This window comes from Burkholderia sp. YIM B11467, from assembly GCF_052952715.1.
This window is the reverse complement of sequence record NZ_JBQVSQ010000002.1, coordinates 1,014,995-1,031,729: the sequence shown is the minus strand read 5'-3', so window position 1 is coordinate 1,031,729 and position 16,735 is coordinate 1,014,995. Positions and strand designations below refer to the sequence as shown.

Here is a 16,735-nt window from a genome sequence, read left to right as displayed (position 1 = left end):
CGTGCCGGTTACTTGACGAACGTGCGCTTGGCGGCGTGGCCGGCGGCCACGGGTGCTACCGGCCGGCGGCGGGCCGCGTGCACGCGCTTGAGCGGAAACTGCAGCAGCTTCGACGCCGGATGCGCGGCGGCGTCCCGCTCGGCGTGGTAACGGCGGCGCACCAGATAGACCGGTCGCTGCTTCGATTCGTGATAGATGCGGCCGAGGTATTCGCCGATCACGCCGATGCCGATCAACTGGATGCCGCCGACGAACAGCATCACGGAAATCAGCGACGCATAGCCATGCACGGGGTTGCCGAGCAGCAGCGTGCGCATGACGATGTACGCGCCGTAGACGAGCGAGAGCGCGGCGAATGCGAGGCCGATGTAGGTCCACACGCGCAGCGGCACGGTGCTGAAGCTCGTGATGCCTTCGAGCGCGAAGTTCCAGCGCCGCCACCCGGAGAACTTGGAGCGGCCGCCGCTGCGCGGTGTGCGCGTGTATTCGATGATCTCGGTGCGGTAGCCGACCCACGCGAACAGGCCTTTCATGAAACGATGCCGCTCGGGCAGTGCGCACAGCGCGTCGACGACCTGGCGGTCCATCAGCCGGAAATCGCCGACGTTCTCCGGCATCTCGACTTCGGAGAGCCGGTTGTGCACGCGGTAATAGAGCGCGGCGGCCACGCGCTGCATCAGCGGATCGCACATGCGGTCGGTGCGCTTGGCGGCGACGACCTCGGCACCGGCGTGCCAGCGTTCGACCATCGCGGGGATCAGTGCGGGCGGGTCCTGCAGGTCGGCGTCGATCAGGATCACGGCGGCGCCGGCGGCTTCATCGATGCCGGCGGTGAGCGCGGCTTCCTTGCCGAAGCGCCGCGTGAGATCGACGACGCGCACGCGAGGGTCGCCGGCCATGACGGCGAGCAGCCGGTCGAGCGTGCGATCGCGGCTGCCGTCGTTGATGCAGACGATTTCGAAGCGGACCGCGTCGACCGATTCGAGGACGGGCAGTGTTTCGGCAAAGAACGCGTCGATCGTTTCGTCTTCGTCGTGAAACGGCACGACGAGCGAGACCAGCGGTTTTCTGGCGTGCGTGGGCATGCGTCCCCCGAGAAATCCGGCCTGCGCTGCACCGTATGGATCCGGGTGTCGTCCACCGCAGCCGGACGACAGGCGTTACGAATATTGTATGCAGAAATGGACGATTCGTAATACCGATGCGCGGGGTGTGCGGGGGGCTGTTTCACCGTCGGGGCAGGCTTCGTCGACGGCGGGCGCGCTGCAAGGCAAGAAAGTATCGGGATTGTGCTTATCGGCGCATGGGAGATCGCGGGAGTGGCCTCATGCGATGCCGTGGCCGGATTCCGATGGTCGGCTATCCGCCCGAATCAAGCAGGGCGGCCGCGCCGGCCGCACGTGGCAATCCGCTCAGCGCGTGCGAACGCTATCGGTGCGCGCGCCGCGGCCTGCGACCTGTGCACGCCGCAGCAGCATGAGCAGGGCGACCGACGTGACAACGGGCCCGATCTGCGGCAGCTTCATCCACGGATTCAGGAACTCGTACAGCGGCAGCGCCCACATCGCGGCGACGACGCTTTGCTCGCCGCGCAGCCAGCCGTTCTGCGAGCCGATCGCGATCATGCATGCGATCGGGATGCACAGCCACGACAGTTCGTAGTGCCAGACATAGGGATTCGCGGCGAGCGTCGCGATGACCAGTACCGCGCCGCGCAGCCGCGCGTCCCGGTTGCGGTGCCAGACGAAGCACGCGGCCGCGATCGCGATCGCGGCGATGCCGGCTTGCCCGGCGTACGCGAGTGCCGGCGACAGGCCGGCGAGGCGGAACGCCGCGAACGGTGTCGGCGACGCAAACCAGAACGGCACGCCATGCTCGATGATCAGCGAACGCAGCGCGCCGGCGTTTTGCAGAAAGAGGCGGACCGATTCGATGCCGCCCGTCGCGACTCCCAGCGCGGTGAATGCGACGGCGAATGCCGCGGCCCACGCGAACGCGCGCCATGCGCGTGCGGCAATCAGCACGAACGGGAACAACAATGCCAGTTGCGGCTTGACCGACAGCAGGCCGATCAGGAAACCGGCCAGCATCGGCCGCCGGTCGACGAAATACACGGCGAGCGCCGCGCATGCCGCGGTCAGCATCGCGTTCTGTCCGTACGTCGCGGTGACGAATACGCCCGGGCATGCAAGCAGCGCGAGCCAGCCGACACGTTTCGCGCCGGGCGTCGCGGCGAGCCCCGACACACGCCAGGCCGCCACGCCGAGCAGCACGATGCCGATCGCGATGAACAGCGGATAGCTGATCGCATAGGGCAGCAGCGCGAACGGCGCCACCACCAGCAGATACGAAGGCGGGTACAGCCACGGCAGGAACGCATAACGACCGGTCGTCGGGAACAGGCCGGCGAGCACCCGCGAGAACGTCGGGACGTCGTAGGCCTGCCACGACGAGCCGTGCAGCATCAGATGCGACGCGGACCAGAACACCATGTATCCCGAGCCGGGGCGGAACGTGCCCGGGTCGGTCGAGAGGACGCCGTTCCAGACCAGCAGCGACACGAACAGCACGCCGATTGTCAGCATGACCGCGCTGTAAAGCGCGATGCGGCCGGGCGTGAGCCAGACGCGAACGGCGCGTTCGCCGGTCCGTATCGATGAGCTGGAAATATCCATGCGACGTTACTTGACCGACAGGTTGCGCGATACCGGCACGCCCACGGCGGCGGCCTGCCGGCGTCGGGCCGCGGCGACGCGCCGGACCGGAAACTGCAGCAGCTTCGAACGGTCCGGCTGCGCGGCGTGCCGCGCGGGCTGCTGGACCGCATGGGCGTCGACGCGGTAGCGGCGGCGCACCAGATAGACCGGTCGCTGCTTCGATTCGTGATAGATGCGGCCGAGGTATTCGCCGATCACGCCGATACCGATCAACTGGATGCCGCCGACAAACAGCATCACGGAAATCAGCGACGCATAGCCGTGCACGGGATTGCCGAACAGCAGCGTGCGCATGACGATATACGCGCCGTAGACGAGCGAGAGCGCGGCGAATGCGAGGCCGATGTAGGTCCATACGCGCAGCGGTACCGTGCTGAAGCTCGTGATGCCTTCGAGCGCGAAGTTCCAGCGCCGCCATCCGGAGAATTTGGAGCGCCCGCCGCTGCGCGGCGCGCGCGTGTATTCGATGATCTCGGTGCGGTAGCCGACCCACGCGAACAGGCCTTTCATGAAGCGACGCCGCTCGGGCAGCGCGCACAGCGCGTCGACGACCTGGCGGTCCATCAGGCGGAAATCGCCGACGTTCTCCGGCATTTCGACTTCGGAGAGCCGGTTGTGCACGCGGTAGTAGAGCGCGGCGGCCACGCGCTGCATCAGCGGATCGCACATGCGGTCGGTGCGTTTCGCGGCGACGACCTCGGCACCGGCGTGCCAGCGTTCGACCATCGCGGGGATCAGCGCGGGTGGGTCCTGGAGATCGGCGTCGATCAGGATCACGGCCGCGCCGGCGGCTTCATCGATGCCGGCAGTGAGCGCGGCTTCCTTGCCGAAGCGGCGCGTGAGATCGACGATGCGCACGCGCGAGTCGCCGGCCGCGATGTCGATCAGCTTGTCCAGCGTGTCGTCGCGGCTGCCGTCGTTCACGCAAACGATTTCGAAGCGCGCGGTGCCGATCGATTCCAGTATCGGAACGGTGGTCGCGAAGAATGCATCGATCGCTTCCGCTTCGTCGTGAAACGGCACGACGAGCGATACCAACGGCTTTCGGGTGTGCGTGGACATACGTCCCCCCGTGAGATCCGGTCTGCGCCGCATTGTCTGGTCCTGTTGTCGCCGAATGTGCGGAAACGGGTCCGGTTCGGCGCAAGTCTTGTGTTTGTGATGGCCTGGTTGGCTTGCTGCGGGCCGGGCGGCAAGCTTCGGATGATTGTACGCACGAATGACGCGATGGTGACAGGGGGCGCGGGTTTGCTCGGGGGAGGGGTTTCAGCGATGCGGCCGGCCGCTGGCGGGCGCGGTCGGCGCGATCCGCGACTCGCCGTTCACGCGTGTGCAGCGGTTAGCATGGCGTCTGCAACGACGGTGACGGAGACGGCCATGCAAGTTCAGGATCTGACGGGCGCACCGCTGGATTATTGGGTCGCGATCGCGGAAGGCCATGACGCCCCGCGCGCCGACGCGTCCGGGTGTACGTCGATTCGCGCACCGGGTGGGGCGCCGGTGCCGTTCGCGCCGTCGTCGTCGTGGGCGGACGGCGGCCCGATCGTCGAGCGGCTGCCGTTCTCGGCACTCGAGCGCGACGGCGGGCGTGGCGCGTGGCGGGCCGTACTGCACCGGGCCGTGCCGGCCGCGGGCGAGCGCTGCACGTTCAACCAGTCGGGGCCAACGCTGCTGGTCGCCGCGATGCGCACGCTCGTCGCGTCGACGTTCGGCGACGACGTGCCGGACCTCGATATGGCGCGGCCGCGCTGAACGCCGCCGCTCGCGGCATCGTCACGCAGACACATTCCGGATCGCGATCGACGCGACGTCGACGCGCCGCGGCAGGATCGCGTCCGCCGCCGCGCGGTCGGCGACGCGCTGCAGCACGTCGATGTCGGCGCCGCTGAGGCCGCGCTGAGCGAGCGCGGCCCGGTGCGCGATGTCGGTGGCCGCGTCGGGCGGCAGGCGTGTGAGCGACGCATAGACGCTCGCGTAATCGACCGGGTGCGCGAGCGCCCACTGGCCCGCGCGGGCGAGCCGTGCGAGCACGTCCGCGAGCGCGGCGCGCTTCGCGCGATCGTCGAGCGTGTCGACCGGCGACGTGAGGAACGCGAGCCCCGAATTGATGCCGCTGCCGTCGCGGACGATGCGCGCGCCGCGTCGTACCGCATGCCCGTAGTACGGGTCGAACGTTGCCCAGATGCCGATCCGTTTCGCCTCGAACGCGGCGAACGCATCGACGGGCAGCACGAAGCGCACGTCGACGTCGCGCGGTGCGAGGCCGTGTTCGCGCAGCGCGCCGTACAACTGGTATTGCGAGATGCTGCCGCGCGCGGACGACACGACGACGGTTTGCCCCTTCAGGTCGGCGACCGCGCGGACCGGCGAATCGGGCTGCACGACGATGCCGAGCGACGCCGGCGAGCCGACGCGCGTCGCGACGATCCGCAACGACGGATCGCCGAGTGCGGCCGTCAGCACGGGCAGGTCGCCGGCCGGCGCGAGATCGATCGCGCCCGCGCGCTGGGCCTCGAACAGCGGTGCAGCGCCCTGGAAATTGGCCCAGCGGAACCGGTAGGGCGTGCCGTCGAGCACGCGCGCGGCTTCGGCCAGCGCACGCAGGCCGCCGGCCTGGTCGCCGAGCACGAGCGTGACGCCCGACAGGTCGGCGCCGGCCGCGCGGGCAGGCACGGCGATGCCGCCCGCGAGCGGCGCGGCGGCGAGGGCGGCAAGACGCTGCAGCACGCGGCGGCGCGCTATGGCGGAGGAGGGGTTCATCGGCGGCGTGTCCTCGGTGATCCGCGCGCGTGCGGCGCGGCTGCCGGGCAGGTTACGGAATCGGTTTCCGGCCGACAAACATCGAATCGTGAAATGCATATTCGCGCGACGACGGCCGGGACGGCCGGTATCGACGCGCGAGTACGTCATGCAGCGGCAGGAACCGTGCGCAGGAACGCCCGCACCGCGGGCGCCTTTTCGAATCGCCGGTGCGCGAGTGCGAGTTCGGACGTGATCGGCTTGCCGGCGATCGGCCGGTACACGACGCCCGGCAGCGACACGCAACCGGCGAGCGCATCGGGAATCACGGCGACCCAGCCGTTCACGGACACGCACGCGAGCACCGCGAGCAGACCGCCCGGCCGCGCGGCGATCACCGGCGCGAAGCGGCCGCGGCGCGCGACCTCGAGCGTGCCGCGCTCCTGTTCGGGCACCGCGAAGCGCGCGTCGGCGAGGTCGGCCGCGCGTACGGCCGCCATCGCCGCGTAGCGCGATTCGGCCGGCACGGCCGCGACGAACACGTCGCGCTGCAGCGTGACGATCCGCAAGCCGCCGGGCAGCGGCAGCGGCGGGCGTACGTACGCGAGGTCGAGCCGGCCCGCGTCGAGCTGGTTCGCGACGTCGTCCATCGGCACTTCGCGCAGGTTCAGCTCGATGCGCGGGTGTGCGGCGCGAAACGCGCCGACCGTGCGCTGCAGCGTGCCCGAATAGACGGCGGACGATACGTAGCCGATCTCGATCCGGCCGAGTTCGCCGCGTTCCGCCAGCGCGGCGAGTTCGCGGCCGCGCTGCAGGTGCTCGAACGCGGCGCTGGCCTCGGCGAGATAGGCCTCGCCGGCCGCGCTCAGCGTGACCGCGCGGCGCGACCGGTGAAACAGCCGCACGCCGAGCACGCGTTCGGCTTCCTGGATCTGCCGCGTGAGCGCGGGCGGCGCCATGTCGAGCGCCTCGGCCGCGCGGGCGAAATGCAGGTGCTGCGCGACGCTCAGGAACGCGCGCACGTGACGGAATTCGAGCCGATCCATGATTGCAATTTTCGTCAATAAAACAGCGTGGAAGTGTCAATGACAGGCAATACCGGGCAAGCCTAGCATACGGGTCGTTGATCCTGTTCCGGAGTTGCCGATGTCCCAGTCCTCCCCGGCGTCGCGCGCAGGCGCGGCCGCCGCCCCGCGCGCGGGCACCCGCCTGCCGGCTGCCGCGACGCTTGCCGTCGCGTCCGCGACCTGTTCGCTGATCGTGCTCGACACGAACGTCGTCGCCGTGTCGTTGCCGAGCATCGCGCGCAGTTTTCACGCGAGCTTCGCCGAGATCGAATGGGTCGTGAGCGCGTACATGACCGCATTCGCCGCGTGCCTGCTGCCGGCCGGCGGGCTCGCCGACCGCTTTGGCCGCAAGCGGATGCTCGGCGCGGGGCTCGCGCTGTTTTTCGTCGCGTCGCTCGGCTGCGGCGTCGCGCCGTCGGCCGGGTGGCTGATCGCCGCGCGTGCAGTGAAGGGCGGCGGCGCCGCGCTGTTGCTGACGGCCGCGCTCGCGGTGATCGCGAACCGGTTTCCGGAAGGGCGCGAACGGGCGCGCGCGTGGGCGATCTGGGGCATGTGCATGGGGATCGCGACGGCCATCGCGCCGCTGGTCGGCGGCGCGATCACGCAATGGATCGGGTGGCGCTGGGTGTTCCTGCTGAACCTGCCCGTCTGCGCGCTGCTGGCGGTTGGCGCGCGCGTCGCGATCGACGAATCGCGCGATCCGCACGCGAAACGCGTGGACGCGGCCGGCAGCCTGCTGTTCGGCGCGGCGCTGTCGTGCGCGATCGCGGCGCTGATCGGCGCACCGTCGCACGGCTGGCTGTCGGCCTCGACGCTCGGCCGGCTCGTGCTCGCCGTCGCGCTGTTTGCCGCGTTCATCGGCGCGGAACGCTGGCAGTCGCGGCCGATGATCGATCTCGCGCTGTTTCGCCAGCCCCGCTTCGTCGGCGCGGTGCTCGCGATGTTCGGTTATGCGGCGTGCGCGCAGGTGATGATGACGTTCCTGCCGCTGTACCTGCAGAACGCGTTCGGGATGTCGGCGATCGACGCGGGGCTCGGCATGCTGCCGTTCGCGTTCGCGATGGTCGCCGGGCCGTCGCTCGGCGCGGCGCTCGCCGCGCGCGTGTCGTCCGGCGGCGTGCTGGCGGGCGGGCTTGCGCTGATCGGCGCGGGCAACCTCGCGACCGCGGCGCTGACGGCCAGCAGCGACTACCGGCTCGTCGCGCTCGGCATGTTCGTGACGGGCTGCGGCGCCGGCATCATGAACGGCGACACGCAGAAGGCGATCATGGCGTGCGTGCCGCCGAACCGCACGGGCATGGCGTCGGGCATCAGCACGACGACGCGTTTCTCGGCGATCGTGACGGCCGTCGGCGTGCTCGGCGCGGTGCTGGCGGCGAGCACGCACGCGCAACTCGATCGGCTGCTGTCCGCCGCGCCCGGGCTGCGCGCGTTCGCCGATGCGCCGTTCATGTCGAGCCTGCTGGCCGGCGATCTCGCGCAAGCGCTCGGCCGCGTGCCGCCGTCGGCGGCCGGCGTGCTCGCGAAGGCGGCGCCCGTTGCGTTCGCGAGTGGGTTCGCCGACGCGCTGACGGTAAGCGGCGTGCTGGCGCTCGTCGCGGCCGTCGTTGCATACAAGTTGCTTACGCAACCGATGCGCGACGCGTGACGCTTATCCCGGTGTGTTTCGCTCGCGGCTTAGTGCGATTTCGTCGTGTGGCGCAGATGACGCGCGACGCGGGCGACGAGCGGCCGGCGCGACGCACGGCAGCGCGTTGCCTTGCGTGCCCGCGGCACGCGCAGCGGGTCGGGCGCGGGCGTCGCCGGTACGGTTGCGGCTACAACCGCCGCAACCGCTGCAACCGCCGGCAGCGCGGCCTCGGCGTCGAGCCAGCCGCGCGTCGCTTCCGCGATCAGCCCGCGCAGCCAGCGCACGCCCTCGGTGCACGATCCCGATTCGTTCCACGTCATCCGGTACACGATGTCCGGCGGCTCGACCGGCAGCGCGACCGCGGCGAGCGGCAGCAGCTTTGCGTAATGCCGCGCGAGCCGGTACGTGGTGGTCAGGATCAGGTCGGAGCGCACGAGTGCATGCGCGGCGAGTTCGAAGTGCGGCAGCGTGACGACGATCCGCCGCAGCAGGCCCACGCGTTCGAGCTGCCGGTCGATCGCGCCGGACGCTTCGAGCCACGACGGCGTCGGGCACAGCTGCGGTGCATCCGCGAAATCGCCGGCCGTCATCGTGCCGCGTCGCGCGAGCGGGTGCGTCGCGCGCATCAGGCATACGACGCGATCGTCGAACAGGTCGTCCTGCCGGAATCGCGACGAACGCGCCGGGCGATTGTCGATCACGACGTCGAGCTCGCCGTCGGCAAGCGCGCGCTCGTCGTCGAAGCCGTCGCCGAGCGGATGGAACACGAGCTGCGCGTTCGGTGCGCGATCGCGGAACAGCGCGACGAGCTTCGGCACGAACAGCACGTTCAGGTAGTCGGGGCAGCCGATCCGGTAGGTGCGCACCGATGTGCGCGCGTCGAACCTCGGCTGCTGGATACGGATGAAGTCGATCACGCGCAGCGCATTGCGCAACGGTTCGATCAGCCGCGAGCCGAACTCGGTCGGCACCATCCCGTAGCGGCTGCGCACGAGCAGCGGATCGCCGAGCAGCGTGCGCAGGCGCTTGAGCGCGGCACTGGTCGCCGGCTGCGACATGTTCAGGCGCACGGCCGCACGCGACACGGTGCGCTCGGTCAGCAGCACGAGCAGGATGCGCATCAGCCGCGCATCCAGCACGTCGAGCACGCCCGCGGTGTCGGACGTGTCGCGGGGCAGCGCGTTCGGGTCTAGCGGGTCCCGCATGCCGATACGCCTCCCGGCGACGCAGTGCCCGCGCGCGACGCGACAGCCGGCCGGCGGCCCGTCATTTTGCGAAGACGCCCGGCCAGCCGACGATCCGCTTCGGGCGCGGCGGCGCGTAGGTGCGGACCTTCGACGTCTTCAGCTTCAGGCGCACCAGCGACTCGGCGAGCGCGACCGCGGCCGACACGCCGTCGACGACCGGCACGCCCGTGCATTCCTCGATCTGCCGGTCGAGGCCGGCCATCCCGCCGCAGCCGAGGCAGATCACTTCCGCGTGATCGTCCTTCACCGCGCGCTGCGCCTGGCCGACGATCGACTCGATCGCGCGGGCCGGGTTCTCTTCGAGTTCGAGCACCGCGAGGCCGCTCGCGCGCACCGACGCGCAGCGCGCGTCGAGCCCGGCGAGCTTCAGGCGATCCTCGATCAGCGGCACCGTGCGGTCGAGCGTCGTGACGACGGAGTAGCGATGGCCGAGCAGCATCGCGATGCTCGCGGCCGCTTCGGTGATGTCGACGACGGGCACCGTCAGCAGTTCCTGCAGGCCTTCGCGGCCGTGTTCGCCGTAGCCGGCCTGGATCACCGCGTCGTACGGCTCGTCGTAGCTCAACACGCGATCCATCACGGCGATCGCCGCGAGGTAGCTTTCGAAGTTGCCTTCGACCGACTCCGCGCCGAAGCGCGGCGTCAGCCCGACGATCTCCGTGCCCGGCGACGCGGCCGCCTGCGCCTGCGCGGCGATCGCGTCGGTGATCGACTCGGTGGTGTTGACGTTGACTACCAGGATCCTCATCGGTGACTCCGTATGCGTGTGTTCAGTGTTGGGCGCAGGCGACCGCGATGGGTTCGCCCGAGCGCTCGTCGTATTGCCGTTTGCGATCGGCCAGCAGCCAGTACACGCTGCCCGCGATGGCCGCGCCGAGCAGCCACGAGAACGGCGTCATCGCGCTGAAGGCCGGCACGACGGCGAGCGTGATCGAGATCAGCGCGGACGGCACGAGGGCCGCGAGCGCCTTGCGGTTCACGCCGCGTGTGTAGAAATAGGCGCCGGTGGGCGCTTCGGTATAGAGATCGGGCACGTTCACGCGCTGCTTGCGCACGAGCCAGTAGTCGACCGTGATGATCCCGTACAGCGGGCCGAGCAGCGCGCCGAGGCCGGACAGGAAGTAGACGATCACGATCGGGCTGTTGTACAGGTTCCACGGCATGATCAGCACCGCAACCGTCGCGCTGATCAGGCCCGCGCGGCGGAACGACAGCCGGTGCGGCGCGAGGCTCGTCAGCACGAAGGCCGGCGCGACGAAGTTCGCCATGATGTTCACGGCGACCGTCACGATCAGGAACGCGAGGCAGCCGAGCACGAGGAACAGCTTGTTCGGCACCGTCGCGATGATTTCCGTCGGGCTGTGGATGATCTGGCCGTTCAGCTTGAACTGCGCACCCGCGAGCACGAAGCTGATCGTCGCGAACACGATGATGTTCACCGGCAGGCCCCAGAAATTGCCGACGCGCACCGTCTTCGCGCTCGGCGACGAGCGCGCGAAATCGCAGAAGTTGAGCACCAGCGTGCCGTAGATCGCGAGCCACAGCGAGCCGCCCGCGAAGATCTCGGTCCACATCTTCAGGCTGGTCAGCGGCTTGCCGATCGACATCGCGAGATGGCCGCCGGTGCGGCTGAACATCCAGGCGGCGAGCGACAGCGTCGTGACGAGGATCACCGGGCCGGCCAGCCCCTCGTACTTGCGGACCATTTCCATGCCGTACGTGAGGATGCCGATCTGCACGAGCCAGATTGCGACGAACGTGATCCAGCCGAGCGTGGACAGCCCGAAGATCGCGTTCTGGTCGAAGGCGGCGAGGCCCGGCCAGATGGCGGTGAGCAGCACGCGCAGCACGACGGAGGCGAGATAGGTCTGGATGCCGAACCATGCGATCGCGATCACCGCGCGGATCATCGCGGGCAGCAGCGCGCCGTAGATGCCGAAGCTCATCCGGCTGATCACCGGGAACGGCACGCCGGTCTTCTGGCCCATGTAGCCGGTGAGGTTCATGAAGCAGTACACGAGTACCGCGCCGATCGCGAGCGACGCGAGCATTTGCCAGCCCGACAGGCCGAGTGCGAACAGCCCGATCGCGAACGAGTAGTTCGCGATGTTGTGCACGTCGTTGGTCCACAGCGCAAAGATGCTGTAGCGGCCCCAGGTCCGGCCGTCGGCTTTGGTCGGCGCGAGATCGGGGTTGTGCAGCCGCGGGCTCAGCGCGGGGTCGCGCGCGGCCGTATCGGTTCGATGCGATGCGTCGTCCGCGCCGAGCACGATGCCCGGGCGGTGGGTGGCTTCCAGTTGCACGCCGTTGTCTCCTTCCATGTGCGGGGCGCGAAACCGGCAGCGTATGGACGCTGCGCCGGCCCGGCCGCCGTGGACGTTATGTCTCGGATTTGTTCGCGAGTATGGGTGGCCGATTCGGTGATGGGAAATTAAATATTCGGCTGGGCGTCATTTGAAAAATGAATGGGATGCGGCCGGAGGTGGGGCCGGATGCGTGGATGGCGCGGTGGCGTGCCTGCGCGGCGGACGACGACGAATGAAAGCGGGAAAACGCACACGCCGGCGTGGCGGCGTGCGCTGTACGAAGCGGGGGGCGTGGGACGGACCGCGCGACAGGCGCGGTCGTAAAAGAAGGGACAGCGTCGCGCGTGGGCGACGCAATCCGTCAGCGGTTCACGAGCTTCGCCGGATATGCAAGCGCGAGCGCGCAGCCAACGAGCATGCAAGCGGCGAAGCCATACAGCCCCGCGCTTTGCGAATGGAACGTGTCGCGCAGCCAGCCGATGAAATAGGTGCTGCCGAACCCGCCGAGGTTCGCGATCGAGCACGCGAACGCGATCCCGCCGGCCGCGGCCGAGCCCTTCAGGAACGTGGACGGCAACGCCCAGACGACCGGCATCGCGGCCGCCGCGCCCGCGTTGATCAGCGAGAACAGCAGCACCGTCCCGAGCGTGCCGTGCGACGACGATGCCGCGATCGTCAGCGCGACGGCCGACACCATGAACGGCACGACGATATGCCAGCGGCGCTCGCGCGCGCGATCGGAGCTCGCGCCGCAATACAGCGTGGCGAGCACGGCCGCGGCATTCGGAATCACCATCAGCCAGCCGATGTGATACGCGTCCTTCACGCCGGTGTCGCGCAGGATCGTCGGCAGCCAGAAGCTCACCGCATACAGGCCGAGCAGCACGCACAGGTCGATCAGGCCGAGCGCCCACACCTTCGGATCGGAGAACGCCTTGCCGAGCGCGTGGCTCTTGTTGCCGGCCGGATCGGCGTCGAGATTCGCGCGCAGCGTCCGCTTTTCATCGGCGTTCAGCCATTGCGCGGATTCGATGTTGTTGGGCAGCCAGCGCAACACGGCGAAGCCGAGCAGCACCGACGGCAGCGCTTCGAGCAGGAACAGCCACTGCCAGCCGCCGAGCCCGTGCGCGCCGTCGAACGCGCGCATGATCCAGCCGGAGATCGGGCTGCCGATCATGCTCGACAGCGGCAGGCCGACCATGAACAGCGCGACGATCCGCGCGCGGCGCGCATCGGGATACCACTGCGTCAGGTACAGCAGCACGCCCGGCAGGAAGCCGGCTTCGGCGGCGCCGAGCAGGAAGCGCACGATATAGAACTGCATCGGCGTGTGCACGAACATCGTCGCGCCCGACAGCAGGCCCCACGTGATCATGATCCGCGCGATCCACAGCTTCGCGCCGACGCGCTGCAGCACCAGGTTGCTCGGGACTTCGAACAGGATGTAGCCGCCGAAGAACAGGCCGGCGCCGAGCCCGTACACGGTATCGCTGAACTTCAATGCGTCGAGCATCTGGAGTTTCGCGAGCCCGATGTTGATGCGGTCGAGATAGGCCGCGAAGTAGCACAAACAGAAGAGGGTGATCAGGCGCAGCGTGACCTTGCGATAAAGATTGCCGTGCAGCGCGTCGTCGGGGGAAACGGCGGCGCTCGGGTGTGCGGTAGACATGGGGTTGCCCCTGTTCGAATGTGACGGATGAATGGGTGGCCGATCGACGCGAGCGAAGGTTCCGCTGCGCACTGGAGTCTGTATATCACGGCAATTAAATAGCGTACACACTAGAAAATACGGAATCGCACAGGCATGAAAATCGACGCGTTTCGGCAAGCGTTCGTGTGAAGAAAGCCGCGCTTTTAGTGGGGTTTTAGGCGATCTAAAACATGTGTATGAATGATCTGGAAGCGCGCCTGAATATGTACAATATTCGTGCGTATGCGCTTAAAAATGGAGTGTGTGCGTGAAAGCCTGCCGCAGCGCGCAAACGCGTGTGCGGCAGCAGGTTCGGACGCGGGCGGCCGATCGTCCCGGCGGTGCCACCGGCGCAATCCGCTCCTGTCAGGCGATCGTCAGGCATGCTGCGTAGCGGGCACCGCGAATCCTGATGCACCGCAATGAAGCGGCTGCCCGGCGGCCGGTTGCGTGGAATTGAGGGTGTACACTCCTTGTCTTTCCCTTACACGCGGCACGGGCCTGCACTTTCATGGCGTCTTCCAAGGATTCCTACGACTTTCACGACCAGGTCGGGCACCTGTTGCGCCGCGCCTATCAGCGGCACGTTTCGATCTTCCAGGAAGCGATCCCCGATTCGGACCTCACGGCCGCGCAGTTCGTGACGCTGTGCGCGGTCAAGGAAAGGCAGGCGTGCTCGCTGAACGACATCGTCAAGGCGACCGCGATCGATCAGGCGACGATTCGCGGCGTCGTCGAGCGCCTGAAGGCGCGGGCGCTGATCGAGGTGCTGCACGACCCGAACGACGGCCGCAAGCTGCTCGTGCGCGCGACCGCGAGCGGCCTCGCGCTGATCGAGCGCACGGTGCCGTTCGCGCGACAGGTGACGGAGCGCACCTATGGCGCGCTCAATCCGGGCGAACGTGTCGCGCTGCAGTTCCTGCTGCGCAAGATGATGGAAGAGGACGGCGACGCGTGATGCGGTAGCGGCGCGGGTCGAGCCTACGTCGTGCCTGCGGTGACGGCCTCGTCGGCACGCATCAGCCGGCCGGCTTCGCGCAGCGCGGCACGGACCGCCTCGGGCGTAAACGGTGGCGCGTAGAACCGCACGCCGGTTGCATCGAACAGCGCGTTCGCGACCGCGGCCGGGCCCGGCACCGACGCCGATTCGCCCGCACCGAGCGGCGGCTCGCCTTGCCTCGGCATCAGCACCACATCGACGTCCGGTACTTCCGCGAACGTCAGGATCGGATAGCTGGCCCATTCGCGCGACGCGACCTTGCCGTCCGCGAATCGCACGCGCTCCTTCAACGTACGACTCAGTACCTGGATCACGTTGCCGTGGATCTGGTGGCGCACGCCATCCGGGTTGATCATCGTGCCCGTGTCCTGGCCGACCGTCACGCGTTCGATGCGTATCTCGCCCGACACGCGATCGACGCTCAGTTCGACGATCCATGCCGACCATGCCGCGCCGAAACCGGGAAAGCGGCTGTGCACGTAGCGCGCATAGGCGACCCCGCGTCCATGCACGAGTCGCGCGCCGTCGCGTTCGCGCTGCGTGCGCGGCGTCCAGCCCGCGCGATCGGCCACGGCCTGCAGCAGTTCCGTCGCGCGCGGGTCCTGCAGGTGACGCAGCCGGAACGCGAGCGGATCGATACCCGTCAGCGCCGAGCATTCGTCGACGAACGCATCGTGCGCGAACGAGTTCGGCAACGCCGACACGCCGCGCAGCCACGATGCGCGCACGAGTGGCGCGAGATCCTCGCAGACGAAGCGGCGATGCGGGCTCGCGTACGGCGACACGGCCGTGCGGTCGCCCATCTCGAACACGCGCGGCTCGGGCGCGATCGCGCCGGTCAGCAGCGCCGAGAGCAGCGGCGCGTCGTTCGACGGATAGCGGGTCGTGAAGTCGTAGCCGAGCAGGCAGCCGTCGCGCGTGACGGTGCCGGTCACCTGCATCAGCTGGCCCGCGCCTTTCGGTTCCCATAGATGCTCGTCCGCGCGCGACAGTTGCACGCGCACCGGGCGGCCGACCGCGCGCGACAGCAACAGCGCATCGCCGCACACGTCGTCGGCGCCGTTGCGGCCATAACAGCCGGCCGCTTCCATCCGCACGATATCGAAATCGGCTTCGTCGCGCGCGACGAGCGTCGCGAGGTCGTAGCGCAGCGAGACGGGATTCTGCGTGCCGGACCACACGGTGATCCGGCCGTCGCCCGGTTCCCGGTAATCGGCGAGCGCGCATGACGGACCGATCGAGCCGTGCATCTGGAACGGCCACGCATAGGTGCGCGACAGCGTGATCGTGTCGGGCTGCGCGCATGCCGCGTCCACATCGCCTTCGTCGAGCAGCACGCGGCGTTTGGCCGGCGCGGCGGCGATCGCGGTGGCCGGCGCGTCGAGCGTCGGCAGCGCGGGATGCGGCCGCCACGTCGCGCGCAACTGGCGCGCCGCGCGGATCGCGTGTTCCTCGCGCTCGGCGACGACGCCGACGAAATCGCCGATCGCGACGACCGCCACCAGCCCCGGCACGTCGGCCACCGATGCACGGTCGACGTCGACGAGCGAGGTGCCGACGAACGGGCCGCTGTCGTGTCCCGCGTACGGCGGCCGCACGACGCGGCCGTGCAGCATGCCCGGCACGCGCATGTCGTGCACGAACGTGAGCTGGCCGGTCGCTTTCGCGGGCAGGTCGACGCGAGGCGACGACTTGCCGACGATCCGGTAGTGCGCGGGGTCCTTCGTGCGGATGGTCAGGTCCAGCGTCAGCGCGATCCGCTGCGCGGCGACGAGCGCGGCGAACGTCGCCGTTTGCCCGGCCGCCGAGATCGTCGCGTTGTCGACGCTCAGTTGCGCCGCGTCGACGCCGAACCGTTCGGCGGCGAGCGCGAGCAGTGCGTGACGCGCCTGCGCGGCCGCGCAACGCAGCGGCGTCGCGGAAATCTGGATCGTCGCGCTCGCGATGGTCGGGCCCTGGTTCGGGGTCGCGGCCGTGTCGCCGAGCACCGTCGTCACGCGCGCGGCCGGCACGTCGAGTTCCTCGGCGACGATCTGCGCGAGCGACGTGCGGATGCCGGTGCCGAGATCGACGTGTCCGTTGAACGCGAGGATGCGGCCGTCGTCGAGAATCGCGACGAAGACTTCGGGCAGTGCGGGCACATAGGACGACAGGCTGCCCGGCTGGCCGGGCGCTGGCTTGACGGGCGGCGCGGGCGGCCGGATCACGGTCAGGCAGCCAGTGCGCGCGAGCAGTTCGGAGCGGTTCACGGGGGAGGTGTCCTGTCGGGAGCGGCGCGGCCGGCGACCGGTTGCGTCGGGGAAGGATCGTGCGGCGCGCGTCGGGCCAATTTAGGTCGC

13 protein-coding genes are annotated in these 16,735 nt (G+C 69.1%); 3 read left to right on the top strand and 10 right to left on the bottom strand.

Going from position 1 to position 16,735, the window contains the following annotated elements:
• Positions 1-8: 8 nt before the first annotated feature.
• The 3 genes from ACTRWB_RS11735 to ACTRWB_RS11725 form a co-directional block, all read right to left on the bottom strand.
• Complete coding sequence (locus tag ACTRWB_RS11735) at positions 9-1,085, bottom strand: glycosyltransferase family 2 protein (RefSeq protein ID WP_446901994.1); 1,077 nt, start codon at positions 1,083-1,085, stop codon at positions 9-11.
• A gap of 327 nt (positions 1,086-1,412) precedes the next feature.
• Entirely contained in the window at positions 1,413-2,675 is a 1,263-nt protein-coding gene (locus ACTRWB_RS11730) for a glycosyltransferase family 87 protein (RefSeq protein ID WP_446901993.1), read from the bottom strand.
• A gap of 6 nt (positions 2,676-2,681) precedes the next feature.
• Positions 2,682-3,779: a glycosyltransferase family 2 protein gene (locus ACTRWB_RS11725; RefSeq protein ID WP_446901992.1), complete on the bottom strand. Its 1,098-nt coding sequence runs from the start codon at positions 3,777-3,779 to the stop codon at positions 2,682-2,684.
• Positions 3,780-4,094: 315 nt separating this feature from the next.
• On the opposite strand from ACTRWB_RS11725, the gene ACTRWB_RS11720 reads away from it, so the two are divergent.
• Positions 4,095-4,469 (top strand): phage protein NinX family protein, encoded by a 375-nt coding sequence (locus ACTRWB_RS11720; RefSeq protein ID WP_446901991.1) that lies wholly within the window; start codon positions 4,095-4,097, stop codon positions 4,467-4,469.
• 21 nt (positions 4,470-4,490) lie between these two features.
• Here the strand turns inward: ACTRWB_RS11720 and ACTRWB_RS11715 are convergent, their stop codons facing one another.
• Both ACTRWB_RS11715 and ACTRWB_RS11710 read right to left on the bottom strand, forming a co-directional pair.
• On the bottom strand, positions 4,491-5,477 hold the full coding sequence (locus tag ACTRWB_RS11715; protein WP_446901990.1) for an ABC transporter substrate-binding protein: 987 nt from the start codon (positions 5,475-5,477) through the stop codon (positions 4,491-4,493).
• Between the two features lie 146 nt (positions 5,478-5,623).
• Positions 5,624-6,502 (bottom strand): LysR family transcriptional regulator, encoded by an 879-nt coding sequence (locus ACTRWB_RS11710; RefSeq protein ID WP_446901989.1) that lies wholly within the window; start codon positions 6,500-6,502, stop codon positions 5,624-5,626.
• Between the two features lie 100 nt (positions 6,503-6,602).
• Here ACTRWB_RS11710 and ACTRWB_RS11705 point away from each other — a divergent pair, with 100 nt between their 5' ends.
• A complete protein-coding gene (locus ACTRWB_RS11705; RefSeq protein ID WP_446901988.1) occupies positions 6,603-8,171 on the top strand; it encodes an MFS transporter in 1,569 nt (522 codons plus the stop codon).
• Positions 8,172-8,200: 29 nt separating this feature from the next.
• On the opposite strand, the gene ACTRWB_RS11700 is transcribed toward ACTRWB_RS11705, so the two are convergent.
• The 4 genes from ACTRWB_RS11700 to ACTRWB_RS11685 all read right to left on the bottom strand — a co-directional run bounded on the left by ACTRWB_RS11700 (position 8,201) and on the right by ACTRWB_RS11685 (position 13,375).
• The gene (locus ACTRWB_RS11700) at positions 8,201-9,358 is read right to left on the bottom strand and encodes a LysR family transcriptional regulator (RefSeq protein ID WP_446901987.1); all 1,158 of its coding nucleotides are present in this window, start codon (positions 9,356-9,358) and stop codon (positions 8,201-8,203) included.
• A gap of 61 nt (positions 9,359-9,419) precedes the next feature.
• On the bottom strand, positions 9,420-10,148 hold the full coding sequence (locus tag ACTRWB_RS11695) for an aspartate/glutamate racemase family protein (protein WP_446901986.1): 729 nt from the start codon (positions 10,146-10,148) through the stop codon (positions 9,420-9,422).
• A 22-nt stretch (positions 10,149-10,170) separates the two neighbouring features.
• Positions 10,171-11,721: an NCS1 family nucleobase:cation symporter-1 gene (locus ACTRWB_RS11690; RefSeq protein WP_446901985.1), complete on the bottom strand. Its 1,551-nt coding sequence runs from the start codon at positions 11,719-11,721 to the stop codon at positions 10,171-10,173.
• 346 nt (positions 11,722-12,067) lie between these two features.
• Positions 12,068-13,375: an MFS transporter gene (locus ACTRWB_RS11685; protein WP_446901984.1), complete on the bottom strand. Its 1,308-nt coding sequence runs from the start codon at positions 13,373-13,375 to the stop codon at positions 12,068-12,070.
• 532 nt (positions 13,376-13,907) lie between these two features.
• On the opposite strand from ACTRWB_RS11685, the gene ACTRWB_RS11680 reads away from it, so the two are divergent.
• A complete protein-coding gene (locus tag ACTRWB_RS11680; RefSeq protein WP_129517017.1) occupies positions 13,908-14,354 on the top strand; it encodes a MarR family winged helix-turn-helix transcriptional regulator in 447 nt (148 codons plus the stop codon).
• A 23-nt stretch (positions 14,355-14,377) separates the two neighbouring features.
• Here the strand turns inward: ACTRWB_RS11680 and ACTRWB_RS11675 are convergent, their stop codons facing one another.
• Positions 14,378-16,645: a molybdopterin cofactor-binding domain-containing protein gene (locus ACTRWB_RS11675; RefSeq protein WP_446901983.1), complete on the bottom strand. Its 2,268-nt coding sequence runs from the start codon at positions 16,643-16,645 to the stop codon at positions 14,378-14,380.
• Positions 16,646-16,735: the final 90 nt, after the last annotated feature.

Bases quoted from the DNA above. Each gene is read 5' to 3' on its own strand.
- ACTRWB_RS11705 (WP_446901988.1), top strand. From the start codon at position 6,603: ATGTCCCAGTCCTCCCCGGCGTCGCGCGCAGGCGCGGCCGCCGCCCCG.
- ACTRWB_RS11695 (WP_446901986.1), bottom strand. From the start codon at position 10,148: ATGAGGATCCTGGTAGTCAACGTCAACACCACCGAGTCGATCACCGAC.
- ACTRWB_RS11685 (WP_446901984.1), bottom strand. From the start codon at position 13,375: ATGTCTACCGCACACCCGAGCGCCGCCGTTTCCCCCGACGACGCGCTG.
- ACTRWB_RS11680 (WP_129517017.1), top strand. From the start codon at position 13,908: ATGGCGTCTTCCAAGGATTCCTACGACTTTCACGACCAGGTCGGGCAC.
- ACTRWB_RS11735 (WP_446901994.1), bottom strand. From the start codon at position 1,085: ATGCCCACGCACGCCAGAAAACCGCTGGTCTCGCTCGTCGTGCCGTTT.
- ACTRWB_RS11730 (WP_446901993.1), bottom strand. From the start codon at position 2,675: ATGGATATTTCCAGCTCATCGATACGGACCGGCGAACGCGCCGTTCGC.
- ACTRWB_RS11725 (WP_446901992.1), bottom strand. From the start codon at position 3,779: ATGTCCACGCACACCCGAAAGCCGTTGGTATCGCTCGTCGTGCCGTTT.
- ACTRWB_RS11710 (WP_446901989.1), bottom strand. From the start codon at position 6,502: ATGGATCGGCTCGAATTCCGTCACGTGCGCGCGTTCCTGAGCGTCGCG.
- ACTRWB_RS11700 (WP_446901987.1), bottom strand. From the start codon at position 9,358: ATGCGGGACCCGCTAGACCCGAACGCGCTGCCCCGCGACACGTCCGAC.
- ACTRWB_RS11690 (WP_446901985.1), bottom strand. From the start codon at position 11,721: ATGGAAGGAGACAACGGCGTGCAACTGGAAGCCACCCACCGCCCGGGC.
- ACTRWB_RS11715 (WP_446901990.1), bottom strand. From the start codon at position 5,477: ATGAACCCCTCCTCCGCCATAGCGCGCCGCCGCGTGCTGCAGCGTCTT.
- ACTRWB_RS11720 (WP_446901991.1), top strand. From the start codon at position 4,095: ATGCAAGTTCAGGATCTGACGGGCGCACCGCTGGATTATTGGGTCGCG.